Origin of the sequence: uncultured Gordonia sp., assembly GCF_937858515.1 — a bacterium.
Classification (GTDB): domain Bacteria; phylum Actinomycetota; class Actinomycetes; order Mycobacteriales; family Mycobacteriaceae; genus Gordonia.
Genome location: NZ_CALLZT010000006.1, coordinates 1 through 18,054 on the forward strand (window position 1 = coordinate 1; position 18,054 = coordinate 18,054).

Below are 18,054 nucleotides of genomic sequence, written 5' to 3' on the forward strand. Positions count from 1 at the left end.
CTCGGCCCAACGGGGGGGGCTCCGGGCCGGAGAGGCCACCGCCGTTCCGGCCCGCCGCCCCGGGGGCCCCCCCCCCCCCCGCCCCGCCCCCCCCCCCCCCCGCCGCCCCCCCCCCCCCCCCCCCCGCCGCGCCATCCCGCTTCCCACCCGCCGCGCCATCCCGCTTCCCACCCGCCGCCCGCTGGACCATCGTGTTCGTCGTGGTGATGGTCGCCCTAGTGGTGGCCATCTGGCCCCGCGGCGGCGACTCCGGGATCTCCGACGACCCGACGACGACCGTGGGCACACAGACCAGCGTCGCCGTCGAGCCCGGTGAACTGGCCGGAGCACGTACCGAAGCCGCCCTTGCCGACTGCCCGGAACCCGCCGCCGCCCCGGGCCCCGATGCCGCGCTCGCCGGGATCACCGCCGAATGCCTCGGCACCGGTAGGGCGTACAACCTCGGTGACGGCACCGCGGGCACCCCGCTGCTGGTCAACATGTGGGCCACCTGGTGCTATCCGTGCAGGCAGGAACTGCCGATCCTCGCCGACTACGCCGCCCGCGCCGGTGACAAGCTCAACGTGCTCACCGTGCACGCCAAAGAAGGCGCGGGCAACCCGTACCTCGTGCTCAAGTTCCTCACCGAAGTCGGTGTGCGCCTACCGGCCACCCTCGACACCGACGGCAAGATCGCCGCCGCACTGCGCGCCCCCCGGGTCTTCCCGTCGACGATCCTGATCCGTGCCGACGGCACCGTCGCCAGGGTTCTGCCGCAGGTTTTCCACAACACCGACGACATCGCCGGTGCCGTACGCACCCACCTGGGGGTGGAAACGTGAGCACGACCCCGTCCGACGACACCCGCCACGGCCCCACGGTGCCGCAGGCACAGATCCCACCGTGGCTGCATGCCCTCACCGACGACGTCACCGCGGTCACCGCCAGCGTCCTCGGCCGCGGCGGCGACCGCACGCGCTGGATGTCGATGATCCAGCGGAACAAACGCACCGCGGCCGTCCTCATCCTGTTCGCCGGATCGTGGGATGCCGACCCCACCGCCCACGGTGGACTGCCCGCCGACGTCGACGTGCTGCTCACCCAGCGCGCGCCCACCCTGCGCCAGCACAGCGGCCAGGTCGCGTTCCCCGGCGGCAGCTTCGACCCGGGCGACGATTTTCCCGTCGGCACCGCGTTGCGCGAGGCCAACGAGGAAACCGGTCTCGTGGCCGGCGGCGTCGACATCCTGGCCAACCTGATGCCGTTCCCCGTCCCCGCCTCCGGCTTCGAGGTCACCCCGGTGATAGGGCACTGGCGCGAGCCAGGACCCGTCGGCGTCGTCGACCCCGGCGAAACCGCCCGCGTCACCCGCGTCAACATGCGGGAACTGCTGCACCCCGACAACCGTTTCCAGGTACAACGGTCCATCCTCGGAGGCAGCGTGTACAAAGGTCCGGCCTTCTTCATCGACGGCATGCTCGTCTGGGGATTCACCGGTGGCCTGATCGCCGCGATCGCCGAGGTGTCCGGCTGGGAGATCCCGTGGGACCGCGACGACGTCCGGCCCCTCGACGAGGCCATCGCCCTCGCCGAAACCCCCCAATCGAACTGGGTCCACCCCAATTCGGTTCACCCGAATTCAGTTCAGCACGGCGAGGAGCCCACAACATGACAGGCTCGGCCTGGGTCGACCTCATCGTGATCGGTGTCGCGATTCTCGTCGGAATCAGCGGCTACCGGCAGGGCGCCATCGCATCGGCGCTCGCATTCATCGGCGTGATCGCGGGCGCCGTCGCCGGAATCCTGCTCGCTCCCAAGCTGATGGAATTGGTCGACTCCCGGGAGGCACGTCTGTTCATCGGGATCGCGATCCTGGTGGTCCTCGTCATCTCCGGTCAGGCCGCCGGCCTGATCCTCGGCCGCGCCGCCCGGGGTGGAATGCGTTCCCGGGCCGTACGCACCGTCGACAGCGTCATCGGAACGCTACTGCAGATCATCGCCGTCATCATCGCCGCCTGGTTGCTCGCGATCCCGATCTCCAACTCCGGTCCGCCCAAGGTTGCCACGGCCGTCCGGGACTCCGCGGTCCTCGGCGCCGTCGACGACCTGGCCCCCCAATGGCTGCGCGACCTGCCCAACGATTTCAGCGCTCTGCTCGACAACTCCGGCCTGCCCGAGGTCATCGGACCGTTCGGGCGGGCGCCGGTGACCAGCGTCGCACCCCCCGACGAGACGCTCGCCGGGGGACAGGTGGTCAGCCGGGCACGGGCCGGCACCGTCAAGATCGTCGGCATCGCACCCAGCTGCCGGCAAGAACTCGAAGGCAGCGGATTCGTCGTCTCACCCGAACGTGTCATGACCAACGCGCACGTCGTCGCGGGCACCCGCCGGCTCACCGTCGAATCCGAATCCGGCGAACAGCTCACCGCCCGCGTCGTGTTGTTCGACTACAACAACGACGTCGCCGTCCTCGACGTACCCGGCCTCACCGCGCCTGCCCTTGCCTTCGCAGACAAGCAGGCACGCACCGGCGACGACGCCATCTCGCTGGGCTTCCCCGGCGGCGGCCCGTTCACCGCGACCCCGGTCCGGGTCCGCAACGTGATCCGGTTGTCGGGACCCAATATCTACAGCTCACAGCAGGTGCGACGCGAGGTGTACACCGTCCGCGGGCAGATCCGGCAGGGCAACTCGGGCGGGCCACTGATCAACAGCGCCGGCGAGGTTCTCGGCGTCGTCTTCGGTGCCTCCGAGGACCCCGCCGACGAAACCGGTTTCGTTCTCACCGCCGACCAGGTCAACGACAACCTGGAAACCTCGGCCAACCGCTCGGCGAGGGTCAGCACGCGCAGCTGCATCGGCGACTGATCACCGCGATCAGTTGCCGATGAAGTTCAGCAGTTGCCGGGTGACGGCCTCGGGTTGTTCCTGGTGGGCAAAGTGACCGCTGCCGGGGATCACGACGTACTCGAAACGAGCGGCGTACCGGTTCGAGCGGGTGAGTGGGCGTTCGAAGATGTATGGGTCGTCGGCGCCGCGCAGCGCGAGCACCGGGACCGTGAGTCGTCGATTCATCAGTTTCATGAACTTGGCGCCGTCGGGACGGAACTGTGACCGGTACGCCCAGCGGCGGTATTCCAGGCTGGAGTGGGCCACGTACGGGATCTGCATCGCAGCCCTGTTTCGGGTGACGGTGTCGGCGAAATCGGCGGTCTGCTGCCAGCGCGGCGACGACAGCCGCCGGAAGTACTGGTCGACGAACCGGGCGTCGTGATGGACGAGCCGGCGCTCGCCGAGCCGCGGCAACTGGTTGTGCAGAAACCCGGACAGGAACGCCGAACGCTGCAGCCGATGGAGCAGCACGTCGCGGCGCAACGCCCGCGGATGCGGCGAGGCGAGCACCGCGATCCGGTCGACGACCCGCGGATGCAGCGTGGCCGTCGCCCAGCACACGAGTCCGCCGTCGGCGTTCCCGACGAGGGTGGCGGTGCGGTGCCCGAGTGAGCGGACCAGACCGTTGGTGTCGCCGGCGAGGGTCCAGCCGTCGTAGCCGCGGGGCGGCTTGTCGCTGTCGCCGTAACCGCGCAGGTCGACGGCCACCGCGCGATAACCGGCGTCCGTCAGGGCCTGCAGCTGATATCGCCAGCCCCACCAGAACTCGGTGTACCCGTGTAGCAGCAGCACCAGCGGCCGATCCGGCGACCCCGACGGCTCACATTCGACTGCGTGAAACTTCAGGCCGTTGGCGCGTACGTCGAAGTGGTGCCAGGCGCGGTCGTGCCAGGGTCCGGGGAAGCGGACGCTGGAGGGATCCGGCGCTGCGGCCAAGATCAGCGCCGCGGGTCGTGCGCGGCCGGTATCGGCGGATAGCCGTTCCGGGTGCCGACCGCCGGAACGTCGTCCTTGCCGGGGATGGCGCGCGGCAGCACCGCCTGCACCTCCTTGACCGATTCGATCGTCTTCGCCGGTCCGCGGACCTTACGGAAGATGATGTACCCGACGAGGGCCGACACGATCGTGATGGTCAGCAGGATCAGGAAGACGATCAGCCATGCCAGCCACGGCGAGAGCCAGATGTCGAGCAACACGGCGAGAAAGAAGAAGAAGAACAGGCTGGTGTACAGCGCCATCACACCGGCGACGGCGAACAGGCCGGTGCCGGCGCCCGCCTTCTTGCCCGCATCCACCAGTTCGGCCTTGGCGAGGGCGATCTCGGCGCGGAACAGCGTCGACACGCTGGCGGTCGCGTCCTTGACCAGGTTCCCGATACTGGGTTCGCCGTCCTTGCCGACGTTCGCATCCCGCAGCGGGATCGACGGGACGGTCTGGTTGCCGGGCGGCACGGGTCGGCTCACTACATCCTCCGTAGATCGGGTATGGGGTTATGTTGCCATGCTTTGACTGCTTTACCACGACGCAGCGCCACCGGGATCGTTTACCGGTGGCGCTGCGTCGTGATCATCGGGTTGTCATGCTCAGGACTTACGGCTGCGGATCGCCTCGAAGACGGACGGATCGACGAGTGTCGACGTGTCGCCCAGTTCGCGGCCTTCGGCCACGTCCTTGAGCAGACGGCGCATGATCTTGCCCGACCGCGTCTTCGGAAGCTCGGGAACGACGTTGATCTCGCGCGGCTTGGCGATGGGCGAGATCTCGATCGACACCTGCTGACGCAGCTCGGCGATCAGCTGTTCGCCGGTGTTCTCCACTCCTTCGCGCAGGATGACGAACGCGACGATGCCCTGCCCGGTGGTCTCGTCTGCGGCGCCGATGACCGCGGCCTCGGCCACCCCCGAATGCCCGACCAGCGCCGACTCGACCTCGGAGGTGGAGATGCGGTGTCCGGACACGTTCATCACGTCGTCGACGCGGCCGAGCACCCAGAGGGCGTGGTCGTCGTCGTAGCGGGCGCCGTCACCGGCGAAGTACCAGCCCTGCTCGGCGAACCGCGACCAATAGGTCTCCTTGAAGCGGACCGGGTCGCCCCAGATGCCGCGCAGCATCGCCGGCCACGGCTTGTCGAGCACCAGATAGCCCTGCTCGCCGGCACCGACGGGATTGCCGTTGTCGTCGACGATGTTGGCGCTGATACCGGGCAGCGGTGCCATCGCCGAACCCGGCTTGGTGGCCGTGACGCCGGGCAGCGGCGAGATCATGATGCCGCCGGTCTCCGTCTGCCACCAGGTGTCGACGATCGGTGCCTTGCCGCCGCCGATGACCTCGCGGAACCAGCGCCACGCCTCCGGGTTGATCGGTTCGCCGACGCTGCCGAGCAGCCGCACGCTCGACAGATCGTGGGCGTCGGGGATCGCCCGGCCCCACTTCATGAACGTGCGGATCAGGGTGGGGGCGATGTAGTAGATGGTCACCCCGTACTTCTCGATGACCTGGAAATGCCGGTGCTCGTCGGGCGAGTTGGGGGTGCCCTCGTAGATGATCTCGGTGGCACCGTTGGACAGCGGGCCATACACGAGGTAGGTGTGGCCGGTCACCCAGCCGATGTCCGCGCCGCACCAGAAGACGTCGCGGCCCTCCTTGTGGTCGAACACGTAGTGGAAGGTGTAGCTGGCCTGCGTCAGGTAGCCGCCCGAGGTGTGCACGATGCCCTTGGGCTTGCCGGTGGTGCCCGAGGTGTACAGCAGGAACAGCGGATGTTCGGAGTCGAAGGCCTCCGGCTCGTGCGTGTCGGACTGCTCGTCGACGGTGTCCTCCCACCACACGTCGCGGCCCTCCACCCAGTTCAGGTCCGGATCGTGGTTGGTGCGGCGCACCACCAGCACCTTCTCCACCGACTTGGCGGCGCTGTCGCCGGTGCCGAGGGCCTCGTCGACGGCCTCCTTCAGCGGGGCGGGCTTGCCGCGCCGGTACTGGCCGTCGGTGGTGATGACCAGTTTGGCCTCGGCATCGTCGACGCGCGAACGCAGCGCACCGGCCGAGAATCCGGCGAACACCACCGAATGCGTCAGGCCGAGCCGGGCACACGCCAGCATCGAGATGATCGCCTCGGGAACCATCGGCATGTAGATGGCGACGCGGTCGCCGGCGACGAGGCCGATCGCGGAGAAGTAGTTGGCGGCCTTGGACACCTCGGTCAGCAACTGCGCGTAGGTGATGTCGCGGCTGTCGCCGGGCTCACCGACCCAGTGGATCGCGACCCGATCACCCTTGCCTGCGGCGACATGCCGGTCGACGCAGTTGTAGGACACATTCAGCTTGCCGCCGACGAACCAGCTGGCGACCGGCGCCCCGCTCCAGTCGAGGACCTCGTCGAAGTCGGTGGCCCAGTCGAGACGACGAGCCTGCTCGGCCCAGAACGCGAGCCTGTCGGCCTCGGCCCGATCGTAGAGTTCGGCGCCCGCATTGGCCTGCGCGGCGAACTCCTCCGACGGCGGGAAGCTCTCGACGGGGTGGGCGGAAGTGGAAGTCATCTTCTCCGGGCCTTTCTCTTCGGTGAGTCTCTACGGGCTTGTCTGCGACCGGCAAACCTTGGGGTATGGGTCGTGTCCATGATCGAGGGTCTCCCGATCATGTCCGGGCTGCGCGCGGCGAGGGACGCCACACGTTCATGCGTGATTGTGAGGGTAGTCACGTTGGAGCGGCGTTGCGGGCGAGTCCGGTCCGATTCGCGCCGAAAGGTCGCCATGATGCGCCGAATGGGGCCGGATACTCGGTTGGTCGGGTGAACGTTCGGTTGGTGGGGTGGGCGAGGCGGCCGATAGGGTGAGCGCTGTGGGAACAGATCCGCTGGCACCGCTCGTTGCCCTGCCCGGTGTCGCCGATGCCGCGGAGAAGGCACGCGAGGCCCTCAGCGCCGTCCACCGGCACCGCGCCAACCTGCGTGACTGGGACAAGACGGCCACCGAGGCATCCTGGCGGGCCGGCAGATCCTCGGCGGCCATCGATGGCGGCAGCGTCGAACTGCGCCGCGACGGCGACTTCGACGACCCGATCCTGGCCGGCGCCATGCGCGTGGCCCAGGCCCTCGACGGCGACTCACTCGACCAATTGACCGGCGTATTCCGGCGTGCGCCCGCCCAGGCTCTGGCCCGGCTGCACATGCTCGCCGCCGCCGACATGGTCTCCGACCCCGACGATCTCGGCCGGCCGCGCGCCGGAGCCGACGTCGCCGCGCGCCTGGACCTGCTCGGTCAGCTCATCAGCGGCGCCACCGCGGTGCCGGGACCGGTTCTGGCTGCCGTCGTCCATGGGGAGTTGCTCAGCCTTGACGCGTTCCCCACCGCCAACGGCATCATCGCGCGCGCCGCCTCACGGCTGGTCTGCACCTCGACGGGCCTCGACCCGCACAACCTCGGTGTCCCCGAGGTGACCTGGCTCAAACGCATCAAGGATTATCGGGCCTATGCCCAGGGGTTCGCCGCCGGCACCCCGGAGGGGCTGGGAAACTGGATCGTACTGTGCTGCGAAGCCCTGGAAGCCGGCGCCGCAGAAGCCAAGTCGATCGCAGACAGCACACAATAAAACGCGGGCGGTGTCCTGACGTATGCCAGGCCACCACCCGCGTAGCACGGACCCAAGTTACCAAGCGTGCTTGGTGGGTTGTGGGATCACCTCGGCGAGGGACTGTGGCTTTCTCTCGACTCTCACTAAGCGGATTCGTCCTGATCGGCTGCTGCCGTGTCCGGGTGAAGCGCCGCTCTCATTCGGAGATCCGCGCGCTGGGCGACGGTCGTCGTGTGATTCGGGACCTCCCCGAATCCTCGTCGTCCCTAGCGGGTCTGTGAGAGTTGTTGATCGGTCTCAGTGTCGCAGGTGCACAACGCTTTTGCCTTATTGCGGCGCGCTCCGCGTGGGTGCTTGCCGCCCGTGCTGGGAATTGCCCGGCCTGGGGGTCCGTTCCTTCTCTTCCGGCTCGAACTTGGCCTTCCGGGATTCCGTAACAACGTTTCTACACCGTGACTCCGATCACAGCAAGGCCTTCTGCCGTCCAATTTTTGCGCCCGATTTTTGTTGCCCGGAGCCGTTGGTGGCGGTGTATAACGCGCGGGAAACCATCGGAAACATGCGTCCTACCAGCGCTGACGCCGCGGCCGTGTGGACCGTGGTCCGGATCGTCGCCGGCCGGGGAGAACCGGACCCCAGTCCACCACGCATATGCGCTGGCCACCGTACGAAACCGCACAGCGTTCACGCAGACCATAAGTCGGCTTGCATCCGCTCGGATCGTGTGTATAGTCGTGGATACCCGGTTGAAAAATACCGGAGCGTTTCAGCCCGACCCCCCGGGGCTGAAACGCCGACAACCCCGGCCTCCTCCCCCCTGGCCGGGGTTGTCCTCTATCTAGGGGTCGAAACCTCTCGGCGCTTCTGCCCAGATCTGTGGATGAGAACTTTTTCATCCACAGATTCGGTCCGATCGGGGTTCTGGTCGGGTTGCCGGTCGATGTGCCACCGACGATGTAAGGCATGTCTGACGACGTACTTGCCCTCATCGACGACCACCTGACCGACGACGTCGCCCGCTGTGCCGCGGCCGCCGGATACCGCCTGGTCCGCCGCGATCCCGCGTCCTGCCGGCGGGACTGGCTCGGCGCCCGCGCTGTCATCGTTGACGCCGGGGCAGTCGCCGCGCTCACCGCACTGGCCCCACCCAAGCGCGCCGGGATCGTGGTCGTCGGCGCCGGTGCCGACGAGGTGCATTGGCCGTCCGCGATCGGGCTCGGCGCCGATCACACCGTGCTACTGCCCGGCGGCGACGCGGACCTCGTCCGGGTCCTCAGCGAGATAAGGCGCCCCCGTCGACATCCGGCGGGCGCGATCGCCGTGGTCGGCGGTCACGGCGGGGCGGGGGCGAGCGTGCTGGCCGCGGCGATCGGCCTCCGGTCCGCCGACGACGGCGCCCACACAATGCTTTTCGACGTCGATGACCACGGAGGTGGCGCGGACCTGCTGCTCGGACTCGAAGCCGAGGCCGGCCTGCGTTGGCAGGACCTCACCGTCGAACGTGGCGCCGTCGGCGGCGATGCGCTTGCCGCGGTGCTGCCCCGGCACGGACCGAGACTGTCGGTTCTCGCGCCGCGGCGCGGCGCTGACGGCGACGGGGCCGCGCCTATCCGGCCCGAATCGGTGGTCACCGCACTCGACGCCGCCAGATCACACGGCACCCTCGTCATCGTCGACACGCCGCGGGCCGCTACGGCGTTGCGTGACAACGTCATCGACTCCGTCGACCTCGTCGTGGTCGTCGCCACGGCATCTTTACACGCCACATCCGCGACCCGCGCCGTGGTGCCGGGCATTGTGGAGCGCGGTGCCGAGGTGGTGCTCGTCGTGCGTGGTCCGTCGCCGGGTGGGTTGCGCGCCAAGGCGATTGCCGACGCCGCCGGGCTGGAACTGCTCACCTCCTATCGTCCCGATCCACGGCTGCCGGCCCTGCTCGAACGGGACCGGTTGCGGGTGCCTGCTCGCAGCCCGCTGGGCCGGGCCTGCGAGGCGATCGTCGTGCGCGCCGCCCGCCACACCCCGGTGCACCCGTGATGGGCAAACGAATCATCCACAGGCACAAGCTATCCACAATTTCGGGTTCCGGCGGACATCGGGAGCCGAGAACGCCGGAATCCGGGGCACGATGAACAGTATGCCCATCGACGACGGCCTCCTCGATCGCGTACGCGACAAACTCGCCGGCGAACTCTCGAACACCGAATCTACTGACACCACACCGGAAGTCATCGCCGCGGCGATCCGCGCCGAAGCACGCGGGGTCCTCGGTGACGCAGATCTGCTGGTGGCGTTGCGGCACCTGCAAACCGAGCTCACCGGCGCAGGAAGGCTCGAACAGCTTCTCGCAGAACCCGATATCGCCGACGTGCTGGTCAGCGGACCGGACCAGGTATGGGTCGACCGGGGCCACGGACTGCAACGCACCGACATCGTCTTCGACGACGAACCGGCAGTCCGGCGGCTCGCGGCCCGGCTCGCGCTCAACGCCGGCAAACGTCTCGATGACGCCCAGCCCTGGGTCGACGGCCAACTGTCCAATGTCGGACGCCGTGGCTACACGGTGCGCCTGCACGCGGTGATCCCGCCGGTGGCCGCCGACGGGACCTGTATCTCGTTGCGGGTCTTGAGAACTGCGAGCAAGGACTTGCGCTCACTGATCGAGTCGGGTGCCATCGCCGCCGATGCGGTACCGCTGATCATGCACATCATCGAAGCCCGGTTGGCCTTCGTGGTGGTCGGTGGCACCGGTTCGGGAAAGACGACGCTGCTCGGCGCGATGATTGGGCATATGAACCCGGCCGAACGCATCATCTGCGTCGAGGACGCCGCCGAACTGCGACCGAATCATCCACACGTGGTCAGGATGGTCGCCCGCACCGCGAATGTCGAAGGGGCGGGCGAGGTTCCGGTCCGTGTTCTGGTGCGTCAGGCGCTGCGGATGCGGCCCGACCGGATCGTCGTCGGAGAGGTCCGCGGCGCCGAGGTCATCGACCTGCTCACCGCTCTGAACACCGGCCACAACGGTTGTGCCGGAACCCTGCACGCCAACTCGGTGTCCGAAGTGCCGGCCAGGATGGAAGCCCTTGCCGCATTGGGCGGAATGGGTCGCGAAGCCCTGCACAGCCAGCTCGCCGCCGCGCTTGACGTCGTGGTCGGGGTCGAACGTGACCGTACCGGTAGACGTGGCGTCAACGAGATCGGGGTCGTCCGGCGGGGTGCTGACGGTCTGGTCACCATCACGCCGGTGTGGGTACGCGGCACCGGAATACTCGATGGCGAACTGCTGGAAGGGAATCCGCCGGCGATCACAGGTGGACCGCGGTAATGGTCCCGGTGTTGTGCGCGGCGGCGGTCGCGGTGCTGTGGTGGCCCGCCACGCGCGCCGAGTACAGGCTGACGCAGCTACAGCCGACGGCGCGGCGCCCGGGTACGCCGCACTGGAAGTGGGTCGTGCTGCCACTGATCAGTTTTGTCGCGATGTCTTTCGGCATCGAGGTGACGGTGGCTGCGGGGATGCTGGCCGGTGTTGTGCTCTGGCGTGATTCCCGGCGCCGGCGCAGGCTGGTCGGCGAACAGGCGGACGCCGACCTGCTCACCGCGCTGTCGATCATGATCGCCGAGATGTCAGTCGGCGCACTCGTCGCCACTGCGTGCGCGGCCGCCGCTGCCGAACTCTGCCGAATCAAGCCGGATTCTGCTGTAGCGCAGGAACTCTCGTCGTTGGCCGGGCGAGCGGCCCTCGGCGGCCGGATCACCGTGTCGGGCATGAACGAGACGTCTGGCGGTCCGGGCACCGCGGTGTGGCAGCGTATCGGCACCGCCTGGCAGCTGTCCGATCAGCACGGCCTGCCCATGATAGATCTGCTTGTCGCGGTGCGTGCGGATCTGCTGGCGCAGAACGCTTTCGACGCCCGGACCCGCGCCGGTCTGGCCGGTCCGCGCGCGACGGCGACCGTACTGGCGGGACTGCCGGCGCTCGGTATCGCACTCGGCCAGGCCACCGGAGCCGACCCGGTGGGTGTGCTCACCGGCGGAGGGCTGGGCGGGCTGCTACTGATAGTCGGGACCGCGCTCGTGGTGGCCGGATTGTGCTGGTCCGACCGCATCGTGGAGCGGGTGAGTGCCCGGTGAACGCACCCGTCGTCGTTGCCGGCCTGTGCGCGGCAGGAGCGTTGCTGCTGTGGCCTTCGCCGGAATGGCTGTTGCACAGGATAGTTCCTGATGGTTCCGGAAACCGAAAGGCGAACGACAGTATTCGGTACGACGACCCGTTCACGGTGGCCGCCGCACTTGACCTGTTCGCGGTATGCCTGCGTTCGGGTCTGCCGGTGGAATCGGCGACGCGGATCGTGGCGGCGGCCGCACCCGAAAGCCTTGCCGCACCGATGTCGACGGCCGCGGACCTGCTGGCCCTCGGCGCCGACCCCGACCACGCGTGGACTATGGCCGCCGACGAGAGCGACGTCGAATCATCAAGCGGAACCGGATATTTCCGGGAACTTGCGATGCTGGTCCGCAGGTCGTCGCGGGCCGGGGCATCGCTGACAGCGGGGGTCGACGAACTCGCGGTCGAGATCCGCCGACGGGCCGAGGACCTGGCGCTGGAGAAGGCCGAACGCGCCGGGGTCGCGATCAGTGGTCCGCTCGGCCTGTGTTTTCTGCCGGCGTTCGTGTGTCTGGGCATCGTCCCGGTCGTCGTCGGCCTGGCCGGCGGCGTGTTCGCCGGAAGTTTATGAAACCTGTACCAGAAAAAGAGAGAAGGAGAGATCATGCAGAAGATCAAGACAGCGGGGGACCGTCGGCTGGTGCGCAGGATGCAGGCGGAGGTGCTGCGCCTGGCCACCGACGACGAGGGGATGAGTACCGCCGAATACGCCATCGGAACCGTGGCCGCGGCGGCGTTCGGGGCGTTGCTGTACACGGTGGTGACCGGTGACTCGATCACCAGCGCGCTCAGCGGCATCATCAGCAAAGCCCTCAGCACCTCGGTCGGCTGATGCGCCGGGACATCGTCACCGATGAGTCGGGGATGGCCACGGTGGAGGGGGCTTTCGTTATCGCCACCATCGTGGCGGTGCTGATCGCCTCGGTGGGCGCGGTGTCGGCGACCATCGCGCAGATCCGTTGCACCGACGCCGCCCGGGAGGTGGCCCGGCTGACCGCGGCCGGTGACCCGTCGGCGGTGTCGGTGGGCCGGCAGGTGGCCGGAGCTGCGGCGGCGGTGGACGTCTCGGAATCGGCGGAGCTGATCGAGGCGACGGTCAGCACCGCGGTGCGGTTGCTGCCCGGACTGCGCGTGTCGGCGCGGGCGGTGGCCGTTCCCGAACCGGATGGTCTCGGTCAGGTGCGGTTCGCGTCGGGGGTGAGTCCGTGATCGCCGCTGATGAGGACGGTTTCGCGACGATCCTCGGCACGTTCGTCATCGCGGCGATCGTCGCCGTCGTCGCGGGTGTCTGCTATCTGGGCGCGGCGACGGTGGCCCGCCACCGCGCCCAGTCGGCGGCGGACCTGTCGGCGCTGGCGGCGGCGGCCGAGCAGGTCGCCGGTGGTGACGGGTGTGCGGCGGCGACGGCACTGGCCGCCCGGCAACACCCGCCGGCCATCGTCTCGGCGTGCCGGATCGTCGACCCGGACGTGTCGGTGACGGTCGAGGTTCCGGTGGACCTGGGTGTTATCGGGCTGCGGCAGGCGAGCGCGACGGCGCGTGCCGGACCGGTGTCCGATGGGTGAGCGTTCAGAACATGCACTTCATCCGCATGGGGCCGCCATGCAGCGCGCTGATCACCGCCGACTGCACCGACGGAGTGTGGGTCATGGTGGTGTGGAAGACCGGATCCACCGGGCACTGCTTCTGAGTCACCAGATTCTCGTAGTCGCCGCGTCCGGTCATCAAGTTGGTGGTGTACGGGAACGCATTCTCGTCCCAGCGCGTGGTGATGTTGAAGTATTTGATACCGGGCAGTGCCTGGGTCGGGGTATTGAGGGCGCGCAGGCGTTTGCCGGAATCGGACATTTCATCGCAGGCCACTCGCGATGGGCAGCCACCGAGTTCTTGAACAACCCGCTGGAAGGGCGAGCCTTTGATCAAAGCGGACATTCCGACCATTGACCGCACATGCGGTGCGCCGCCGAAGTATTTGAGCCAATACCGGGTCACCAGCCCACCCTGCGACCAGGTCACGATGTCCACGCGGGGCGCGCCGGTCCGGGACAGGACTTTGTCGACGAATGCCGGCAGACGGCGCGAATTGCCGGATACCGTGGTGTACGGATTGGTCTTCGGATCGTTCTTCTCCCACACCATGAAGATGTAGGTGTCAAAGCCATTGTGCCGCAGTACTTTCGCGAACTTCTCGGCTGAACTGCGGTCCTCGGTGGAGCCGGAGACATACACGACGGGAAGCTTCGGCCAGGTGGCGTCACGGGCATTGTCGGCGTTATTGGGCGTAGCGCCGACCGGTGATGAAGCGATGCCGCCGATGACCAATGAAAGTCCGGTCAAGAACGCGACAAATGTAAGGCTTACTTTGGTCACGGCGGGATCGTAGCACCGTGACACCGCTAGCATTCGGGAAGTGGTGTGGAACGTGCGCGGATAGTTGGCTGAGCGCGAATAATGTCCACAAACGCACGCCCCGCCGGCGACATCGTGGTCTCGTCGAAGGCTATGACCAGAGGGTATACGAACCGCGGCGAGGCGGTGTAGACGTCGACGGCGTCGCCGGCGGTCTCGGCCACCGCCCGCTCCATGACCGTGCCGCCGACACCTGCCCGGACCATCGCCAGCCGGATCTCGGGATGGTCGGTGATCGCCGCCACCGGGGGACCACCCGGCCCGTGCGGCATCGCAGTGGAGATCTCGTTGGCGATCGAATAACGCGAGGACGCGAGCGACATCGGCACCGCGGGAAGGTCGCTCAGCGGGATCGGCTCGGCCGGAACGTCCGTACCGGCCGGATACACGACGACGTACTCCTGCTCACCGATCTCGACCATGGTCAGCCGATCGCCCGCGGTCCGGGGCGTGCACACCACGAACTCGCAGTGACCCTCGGCGATCATCGACTCGACCTCGCTCTCGGCGTCGAGCAGGCCGAGCCGCACCGGGACGGTCGGATACGCGGAGCAGAAGTCGGCCAGCAGGTCGGTCAGTTGTCCCGAGGCGGTCGCCGGAAACGCCAGGATGTCCAGGCGTCCGGCGAGCCCGCCGCTCTCGCCCTGCAACTGACCCACCATCCGGACGTCGCGCAGGAGCTGGCGTGCCGGGCCGATCAGTTTGCGGCCCGCGGCCGTCGGCACCATCCCGCGGCCGACCCGATGGAACAGCGCGACACCCATCTCGCGTTCGAGTGCGCGCAGCGCCTGCGACACCGTCGGCTCCGAAATGCCCAGCGCCGCAGCAGCACCGCCGACACCCTGATTTTCGACGACGGCCAGGAAGTACTCGGTCTGCCGGATCTCCATGGGGCCGACTACCTTTCGGCCTGACGCTGAGCCCGGTCGACGGCGGAGGCGACGAACGCCGCCGCCGCGGGCGACAAGGCGCTCGGCCGGGTCACCAGCCCCCATCGGCGGTGCAGCGGCGGGTCCAGCGCGAGGACCCGGGCTCCCGGCAACTGCTGGGTGGCGACCTCACGCGGCAGGACGGTCGCCCCGACGCCGCGGTTCACCAGCGCCCAGATCGCGGGAGGATGGGCGCAATCGACGACGACGTTGCGCGCGTCGATGTCGATCATGTCCGCCAGCAGCCGCTTGGTGGTGCGATCGCCGTGGTCGATGACCAACGGCAGGGAACGCACGCGGGCACGCGGGAGCGGCCCGGCCTGCGCGCCGAGGATTTCCGGATCCGCCGCCAGCACGAGTTCCTGTGTATCGATTGGGATTTCGTTGAATCTCTGCGGACCGTCGGACAGTTCTGCCACACCGATCTCCGCCTCCCCGACGCGCAGTGCGGCGTGCACGCCGGTCGGTGTGGTGACGTCGATGATCCGTACCCACAGCGACGGATGCCGCTCCCGGAACCGGGCGATCATCGGGACTAGCGGATCGATCCGGAAGTCTGCGTTGACCGCGACATCCACCCCTCCCGCGCGCAATTCACGGACTTCGGTGACCGCGGACTTGGCCTGCTCGACGTCGGCGAGAATGCGTCGGGCGGCGATCTCGAACCGGCACCCCGCCGTGGTGAGTTCACACCTGCCGCCGGAGCGGTCGAACAGGACTGTGCCCACCCGGTTCTCCAGGGTGCTGATCGCCTGATTCAGCGACGGCTGTGAAACATACAGAACCTGCGCGGCCTTCGAAACGGTGCCGTGGTCGACGATCGCCACGAAGTACCTCACGAGGTAAAGGTCCACACGGTGATCGTAGTGACCGTGCCCGGTTGTCGGGGCGGAAGCGGGCCCGGGGGATGCCGGGTCGGACTACCCTGCGACCTCGTCGAGACCGCGGGACGGGCTCAGCGCGTCGATCGCCACCATGACGACCGGGGCCAGGGACGTCACCACGAGCGACACCACCAGCGAGGTACCCGACGCGGCCAGGATCACCCCACCCGCCGCGAACGCCAGCGCCAGGACCACCGACACCAGCGTCGTGACCTCGGGCCGGACGAGGTAGCCGCGGAACGCTCCGAGGAGTGCGCAGTAGAGCCCGACCGGTACGGCCAGCGTGGCCACGACCGTGCCCGCGCCGATATGTGCCTCGTGTTCGAAGTAGAGGGCGGCCAACGGGCCGGCGAATTCGACACACGCACACACCAGCATTGCGATGACGGCGGGCCAGATGGCCATGTCGGCGAACGCGACGACGATCCAGCCGAGCTGCGCGACGACGGTCATCACCACATACGTCAGGCAGGCTTTCCGATGGGCCGGGCTCTGCGCGGCGGCCCGCAGCCACTGCGCGACCATCCCGATCCGCATCACGATGTAGCCGATCACCAGCACCCGGTTGTCGAGGTGTTCGTGCCCTTCGAGCGAGGTGAAGACGGCGGGGATGCCGATGGCGATGATGGCGACGCCGATCATCTGGACCAGCACGGTCAGCCGGAAGAACCAGTCATCGGTGTCGAACGCCGAGGTGAACCAGGCGAAATTGATCCACGCCCAGGTCGCGGCGAACGTGCACAGCAGGTATCCGATGATCGCGGACTGGAAGTGGCCCTCGGCGAGCGCATGTCCCACCTGGATACCCGCCACGCTGAACCCGACCACGAACACCAGGTCGTAGAAGAGTTCCAGGCTCGTCGCGACGCGCCCGTTCTCGTGCGGATCGCGGCCCGTCATCGGGCGCAGACGGTGGCTCAGTGATGCTGTCATGGCGGAGACTGTAACGCGAACCGTGCGCTCGCGTAGCGCGCCACGAGCAGGGTCACTGCGTTCCCACTCGGCAGATCGGTGACGAGGGTCAGACGGCCACCCCGGTATACCGATGGGCCCACGGTGCGGCCTGTTCCAGTTGTGCGGCGAGCGCGAGTAGACCGCCGTCCGAACCCAGCCCGCCGACGAACTGCACACCCAACGGCAGGCCGGCGCCGGTAACACTCGGCCCGCTCGCTTCGCTCCCGGCGCCGGTAACACTCGGCCCGCTCGCTTCGCTCCCGGCGCCGGTAACATTCGGCCCGCTCGCTTCGCTCCCGGCGCCGGTCCAGTACAGCGGCACGTTGATCGCGGGGCGACCTGTGAGATTGGCCACCTGGGTGTACGGGACCCAGCCGAGGTTTTGTTCGACGAGACCGTCGATCACCCCCGTTCGGGTGACAATCGAACCGCCGTGGACCTTCGCCATGATCCGTGAAGCCGATCGCATCAGCGATGGAGTGGCAATCTCGCCGATCTGCAGCGGCGGCTTGGCCAGGGTGGGGGTGAGGAGATAGTCGTAGGTGTCGTGGAAGGCCGACAGTGATTTCACGTAGTGGTTGACGCGCTCGAAGGCGTTGAACGCGGCGACGACGCCGGCGCTGCGGCCGAGTTCGGCGGCGGCGAGGGTGTCGGCCTCGAAGTCGTCGTCGCCCGCACCCGTCCGGCGGCGCGCCGAATCGACCTCGGCGGCGAGATGCGCGAACCAGATGGTGAGGAAATCCCGCGACAGGGCGGCGTCGTCGTACGGCGGCGCGACCTCTTCGACGATGTGCCCGAGGTCTACGAGGATTCCGGCCGCATGTTCGACGGCAGCCCTTGCCTCCGGGTGGACGGACGGCGCGAGCGCGGACTCGGTCGAAAATCCGATACGGAGTTTGCTTGGTGGAGTGGCTATTTGGGAAGCAAACGGAGTGCTCGGCGTTGGGGTGGGATAGACCGACGACGGGGTGGGGCCGACGATGGCGTCGTAGAGTCCGGCGGCGTCGCGCACCGTGCGCGCGACAACACCCTGCACGGACATCCCGAACGTCTGCTCACCCCGCGCAGGACCGAACGGGGACAGTCCGCGGGACGGTTTCAGTCCCACGAGGCCGTTGCATGCCGACGGAATCCGGATCGAACCACCGCCGTCGTTGGCGCCTGCGGCGGGGACGAAATCTGCGCGCACCGCCGCCCCCCACCCCCCCGGCGGCACTCCCGGCCGCGGGCCCCGGATCCCCGGGATGCGGGGCGGGCCGGAAAACGCGCGTGC

At 68.2% G+C, this 18,054-nt stretch carries 19 protein-coding genes; 11 read left to right on the forward strand and 8 right to left on the reverse strand.

Annotated elements, in window-relative coordinates; all coding sequences use genetic code 11:
* The first annotated feature begins 206 nt into the window (after window positions 1-206).
* From Q0627_RS00385 to Q0627_RS00395, 3 genes are read left to right on the forward strand one after another with little or no spacing between them, the layout of a single operon-like run.
* Window positions 207-821: a TlpA family protein disulfide reductase gene (locus Q0627_RS00385; RefSeq protein ID WP_367180745.1), complete on the forward strand. Its 615-nt coding sequence runs from the start codon at window positions 207-209 to the stop codon at window positions 819-821.
* A complete protein-coding gene (locus tag Q0627_RS00390; protein ID WP_291016556.1) occupies window positions 818-1,651 on the forward strand; it encodes a CoA pyrophosphatase in 834 nt (277 codons plus the stop codon). Before Q0627_RS00385 ends, Q0627_RS00390 begins: the two co-directional genes overlap by 4 nt.
* Entirely contained in the window at window positions 1,648-2,847 is a 1,200-nt protein-coding gene (locus Q0627_RS00395) for a MarP family serine protease (protein ID WP_291016558.1), read from the forward strand. Before Q0627_RS00390 ends, Q0627_RS00395 begins: the two co-directional genes overlap by 4 nt.
* 9 nt (window positions 2,848-2,856) lie before the next feature.
* Here Q0627_RS00395 and Q0627_RS00400 read toward each other — a convergent pair whose 3' ends face one another.
* The 3 genes from Q0627_RS00400 to acs all read right to left on the reverse strand — a co-directional run bounded on the left by Q0627_RS00400 (window position 2,857) and on the right by acs (window position 6,407).
* A complete protein-coding gene (locus Q0627_RS00400) occupies window positions 2,857-3,807 on the reverse strand; it encodes an alpha/beta hydrolase (protein ID WP_291016559.1) in 951 nt (316 codons plus the stop codon).
* Window positions 3,808-3,809: 2 nt separating this feature from the next.
* Window positions 3,810-4,334 (reverse strand): phage holin family protein, encoded by a 525-nt coding sequence (locus Q0627_RS00405; protein ID WP_291016561.1) that lies wholly within the window; start codon window positions 4,332-4,334, stop codon window positions 3,810-3,812.
* Window positions 4,335-4,454: 120 nt separating this feature from the next.
* Entirely contained in the window at window positions 4,455-6,407 is a 1,953-nt protein-coding gene (acs, locus tag Q0627_RS00410; RefSeq protein ID WP_291016562.1) for an acetate--CoA ligase, read from the reverse strand.
* A gap of 301 nt (window positions 6,408-6,708) precedes the next feature.
* Here acs and Q0627_RS00415 point away from each other — a divergent pair, with 301 nt between their 5' ends.
* From Q0627_RS00415 to Q0627_RS00450, 8 genes are all read left to right on the forward strand, one after another.
* Window positions 6,709-7,458 (forward strand): oxidoreductase, encoded by a 750-nt coding sequence (locus tag Q0627_RS00415; RefSeq protein WP_291016564.1) that lies wholly within the window; start codon window positions 6,709-6,711, stop codon window positions 7,456-7,458.
* A gap of 945 nt (window positions 7,459-8,403) precedes the next feature.
* Window positions 8,404-9,474, forward strand: a complete 1,071-nt coding sequence (gene ssd / locus Q0627_RS00420) for a septum site-determining protein Ssd (protein ID WP_291016566.1) — start codon at window positions 8,404-8,406, stop codon at window positions 9,472-9,474.
* Between the two features lie 91 nt (window positions 9,475-9,565).
* Window positions 9,566-10,765: a TadA family conjugal transfer-associated ATPase gene (locus Q0627_RS00425; protein WP_291016568.1), complete on the forward strand. Its 1,200-nt coding sequence runs from the start codon at window positions 9,566-9,568 to the stop codon at window positions 10,763-10,765.
* A complete protein-coding gene (locus Q0627_RS00430; protein ID WP_291016570.1) occupies window positions 10,765-11,571 on the forward strand; it encodes a type II secretion system protein F in 807 nt (268 codons plus the stop codon). Before Q0627_RS00425 ends, Q0627_RS00430 begins: the two co-directional genes overlap by 1 nt.
* Entirely contained in the window at window positions 11,568-12,176 is a 609-nt protein-coding gene (locus tag Q0627_RS00435) for a type II secretion system F family protein (RefSeq protein WP_291016572.1), read from the forward strand. Before Q0627_RS00430 ends, Q0627_RS00435 begins: the two co-directional genes overlap by 4 nt.
* Window positions 12,177-12,254: 78 nt before the next feature.
* Complete coding sequence (locus Q0627_RS00440) at window positions 12,255-12,437, forward strand: DUF4244 domain-containing protein (RefSeq protein ID WP_291016602.1); 183 nt, start codon at window positions 12,255-12,257, stop codon at window positions 12,435-12,437.
* Window positions 12,437-12,814 (forward strand): TadE family type IV pilus minor pilin, encoded by a 378-nt coding sequence (locus Q0627_RS00445; protein ID WP_291016575.1) that lies wholly within the window; start codon window positions 12,437-12,439, stop codon window positions 12,812-12,814. The genes Q0627_RS00440 and Q0627_RS00445 overlap by 1 nt, the downstream gene beginning before the upstream one ends.
* Entirely contained in the window at window positions 12,811-13,170 is a 360-nt protein-coding gene (locus Q0627_RS00450) for an Rv3654c family TadE-like protein (RefSeq protein WP_291016577.1), read from the forward strand. Before Q0627_RS00445 ends, Q0627_RS00450 begins: the two co-directional genes overlap by 4 nt.
* A 4-nt stretch (window positions 13,171-13,174) precedes the next feature.
* On the opposite strand, the gene Q0627_RS00455 is transcribed toward Q0627_RS00450, so the two are convergent.
* The 5 genes from Q0627_RS00455 to Q0627_RS00475 form a co-directional block, all read right to left on the reverse strand.
* Complete coding sequence (locus Q0627_RS00455) at window positions 13,175-13,975, reverse strand: lipase (protein WP_291016579.1); 801 nt, start codon at window positions 13,973-13,975, stop codon at window positions 13,175-13,177.
* Window positions 13,976-14,001: 26 nt separating this feature from the next.
* Window positions 14,002-14,904, reverse strand: coding sequence for a LysR family transcriptional regulator (locus tag Q0627_RS00460; protein WP_291016580.1), 903 nt, complete (start codon window positions 14,902-14,904; stop codon window positions 14,002-14,004).
* Between the two features lie 8 nt (window positions 14,905-14,912).
* Window positions 14,913-15,797 (reverse strand): LysR family transcriptional regulator, encoded by an 885-nt coding sequence (locus tag Q0627_RS00465; RefSeq protein ID WP_291016582.1) that lies wholly within the window; start codon window positions 15,795-15,797, stop codon window positions 14,913-14,915.
* 66 nt (window positions 15,798-15,863) lie between these two features.
* Entirely contained in the window at window positions 15,864-16,760 is an 897-nt protein-coding gene (locus Q0627_RS00470) for a low temperature requirement protein A (RefSeq protein WP_291016584.1), read from the reverse strand.
* 88 nt (window positions 16,761-16,848) lie between these two features.
* Window positions 16,849-18,054, reverse strand: a 1,206-nt coding sequence (locus Q0627_RS00475; RefSeq protein WP_298807127.1) for an amidase, incomplete at its 5' end; no start/stop codon positions are given.